Source organism: Bacteroidota bacterium (assembly GCA_038746285.1).
GTDB lineage: Bacteria > Bacteroidota > Rhodothermia > Rhodothermales > JANQRZ01 > JANQRZ01.
The window spans coordinates 1-3656 of sequence record JBCDKT010000100.1; the positions used below are offsets into that span (position 1 = coordinate 1).

A 3656-nucleotide genomic window follows, 5' to 3' on the forward strand; every position below is an offset into this window, starting at 1 on the left:
CCCCGTGCGCAGCATCCGGCGGACGTACGGGTGGCACAGCTGGCAGTTCTGGCCGAAGAGGCGGTGCTCCTGGAGCGCCGCGACCGAGTCGGCCCCGGTCGTGGCGGCGACCTCCGCCAGCTCGGCGAAGGTCGTCGCGAAGCAGTAGCAGCGGTCGATGGTCATCGCACCAGAACGAGGGGGACCGTCGCGAGGCCTTCGTCCGCGGCGACGCGCGCCAGGTAGGCGCCAGCGGGGAGCCCGCCCATGTCGAGGTCGATGCGCTGCGTGCCCGCCGCAAGGGTCGCGTCGAGGGTGCGTGCGACGCGGCCCGTCATGTCGTGGATGGTCACGCGGACGGTCGCCGGCTGGCGAAGCGTGATGGCGAGCGCGGTCTGGCCGCGTGTCGGGTTCGGGCCGGCGAGTGCGACGGGAAGCGCCGACGCTCCGGGCCCCTCGGCCACGGCGGTGCCTCCGAAGCGGTCCGGATTCAGCGCCACGTACGAGGGGAAGATGCCAGCCTCGAACGAGGTGACGAGTGCCCCCGATCCGTCGTAGAGCTCCACGGTCCCGTTCGCCGAGAACGCGTTGTCCGCATCTGGGCGGCCGACGATGAATCCTCTCTGTGCATTGCCGGCGAGTGCCGTGATTGGCCGCTCGGCCGTCCCAGCAATCGGAATGGTAAAGACATCGGTGATTGGGGCGCCCGTCATCCCGTCAACGTTGATGGTTACGGACAAGAGCCCGGTCTCGGAGCTGATGAGGATGCCTGAGCCCTCCTCCTCGGTCCGGCCCACGGGGAAGATGGTCTGTGTGGAGTTGGCGTCTTGGCCGGACTGGTTCGGGTCGCCGATCTCGACGCCCAACGCGATCCGATCCGCTACGTCCAGCGTCGCCGGGTCGATGATGACGGCCTCGTCGGTATCGGTGCACGTCGCGACCACGAACCCAGACGCAGCGATGACGAACCGGGCACCGCACGCGACGTCGATGTAGTCCACGAGCGTGTCGGTCGCCGGGTCGATCACAGCGAGCGAGTCCGACGCACCGAAGGCGCCGAGCGCGACGAACGCACGGCCTGCCGAGAGTGTGACATCCTCCGGGTTCCCGACGACCGGGATGGGCGTCCCGGGCGTTCCCGTGGACAGGTCGAGGGGAAGAACGAACCCGCCGCCGGCGAAGTCGGTGTTCGTCACGTATGCCTTCCCGGGTGCCACCTCGGCGATGTAGCGGGGGTTGACGAGCCCTTCGGTGACCTGGTCGACCTGGGCCTCTGTCGCGATGTCGAACACATCGAGTCGGTCGGTTCCAAGAAACGACGACCCAGCTGTCAGGTAGAGACGATCGCCGATGACGGCGGCTCCCTGCGTCAGGACGCGCTCGTTGGCGAACCCGTCGGCGAAGGGACCATTGTCGCCCGACCCGATGAGGACGACAGAACTGTTCTGGTTTCCGAATGCCCCCTGACTCAGGACGAATGCGTCGAAGTCAGACGACTGCGCCCACGATGGGGCGGCGAGGACGAGCAGGAAGAGGAGCAAGTAGCGCATGGGCTAGAGAGAGGTGAGGGTGAGCCGCACGCGGATGTGCCGCGGCGGCATGGGGTACTGGCGGACGATCTGGTACTGCGCGTCGAGCGCGTTTTCGAGGCGGATGCCGAGCGTCCCAGACGCGCCAGCGGCACGCAGCGTCGCCTGCAGGCCGAGGTCGACAACGGTCGCAGGCGGTAGCTCGGCCGAGCCGTCGGACGCTGTCGCGCGCGTACCGGTGTGCTCCAGGCCCGCGTCGAGGCGAACGCCGAAGGCCGAGATGCCGGCGTCGGCGCGGACGAGACGATCCGGTACGTAGAGCAGGCGCTGGTCGAACGACGACGCCTCAGGGTCCGTCCGGTCACGAGCGTCTGTCCACGTCGCAAGTGCACCCGTTTCGATGCCCAGACCCCCGAGTGCTGTACGGGCACGACCCGAGACCTCGACGCCTCGCGTCTGCGTCGACCCGACGTTGGTGGGCGCCCAGTAGAAGCCATCCTCGAAGCTGCCAGGCTGCCAGACGATCCGGTCGCGGAGCCTGCTGGCGAACACGCTCGCCTCGGCGCGGAGCGCCAGCGGGCCGGTGGCAAGGTCGAGCGACACGCCGGCGTCGGCTGTCCACCCGCGCTCAGGTCGCAGGCTGGGGTCGCCGCCGGGCATCCAAAACCGGTCGTTGAACGTCGGCGCGCGGAAGGCGCGTCCAGCGCTGGCCTTCGCACGGAGGCCCGGGAGCAGGCGCACGTTCAGACCAGCGCTCGGCGAGAGCGCTGTGAGCGCCTCGCCGGTCGGTGTCGCGACGCGGTCGAGGCGGAGGGCGGGGAACAAGCCGAGCGGACCGATCTCGGCGACGAGGCTCGTGAACAGGGCCCCGGCAGTCTCGGTCGCGTCGCTGGTCAGGCTGGGGTGCCTTGCGCGCGCGCCGCGGATCTCAGCCCCAACCGTCACGTCGGTGAGTGCGGGCCCCAGACGGACGACCCGCCCGGCCTCGGCGCGAAGCGATGCGGCTCGCGTTCGCCCGGTGTCGTCGAGGCCGCCAGCGGGGTTCTGGTACCGGAGCGCGCTGGCCTGCGCGAGACCACCCGCGCGGAGGCGCCAGGCCCCGAGCCGCGCGTCGTGGTCGGCCCAGAGGCGTAGGGCTCTGTCTTCCTGCCGTGCTCGCCCGGCGCCAGAGAACGCAAACAGCCCGCGCTCGGCATCGGTCGCGAGCACGCCTGCTGCCGTCTTCCCGAGAGCGCCCTCGGCCTGAATGCGCCCGAAGAGCGCCGTCCGGCGGACATCGGCGTTGAGACGAGGGCCGGTCACGCCCAGCGTTCGCGTCTCGCGATCGAACCGGGTGGAGTCCGTGTACAGATAGTCGCCCTCGCTCGTGTCAACCGAGGCGGCCACGACGGCGCTGAGCCCCGGCCGGCCGTCGCTCACGAGAAGGTCGAAGCCGCGCTCGCCAAAGGCGCCCGTCCGGACATCGAGCCGTCCGCGCTGTCCATCTGGTACCGGCGTCCGCAGATGCACGACGCCGCCGACCCCGTCCGTCCCGTGGAGTGCCGACGCGGCCCCATGTGCGACCTCGACCGACGACACGACGGCCACCGGGAGAAGCCCCAGGTCGAGTTGGCCGAGTTGCGGATCGGCGATCCGGTGCCCATCGAGAAGCACGAGCGTCTGCGAGGCGCCCGTCCCGCGCAGTGACAGACTTGCGAGCCCGCCCGGCCCGTAGCGCTTGAGGAACACCGCTGAGCGCGCTTCGAGTGCATCGGCGACCGTCCGTGCGCCTGTGTTGTCGATGTCCTCCCGGTCCAGGACCGTGACGCGCGCTGGCGCTGCGTGCGTCGCTACGGTCACGCGCGCTGCCGTGACGGTGACCTCACGGAAGGTCGAGTCCGCTGGCGGTGAGCCAGCTGGCTGCGCGGCGGCGGATGCCGCCCAGAGAAGCAGGAAGAGGGCGCGGAGGCGCATGGAAAAACCCCGCGCCTCAAAAAGCGGGCACGGGGTCGCACGCGCCGGCCAGTTGGCCGCCGTCGAACGCACCGCGCCTCGGGTCCCGGAGGCGGTGGGGAGCGACGCGCTCAGGCAGGTCTCCTGGCTCGCGGCCCGGCCCGCTGGCGTCGCGCTCGCGAGGAGCGCCAGCAGGGCGTGCGCCGGCTCAGCCCC

Annotated in this window: 2 protein-coding genes; both read right to left on the reverse strand. The window is 70.7% G+C overall.

From position 1 onward, the window contains the following. Positions 1–161: 161 nt before the first annotated feature. A complete protein-coding gene (locus AAGI91_17450; GenBank protein MEM1044398.1) occupies positions 162–1529 on the reverse strand; it encodes a T9SS type A sorting domain-containing protein in 1368 nt (455 codons plus the stop codon). A gap of 3 nt (positions 1530–1532) precedes the next feature. Next, positions 1533–3656: TonB-dependent receptor (locus AAGI91_17455; GenBank protein ID MEM1044399.1), on the reverse strand; the 2124-nt coding region annotated here is incomplete at its 5' end.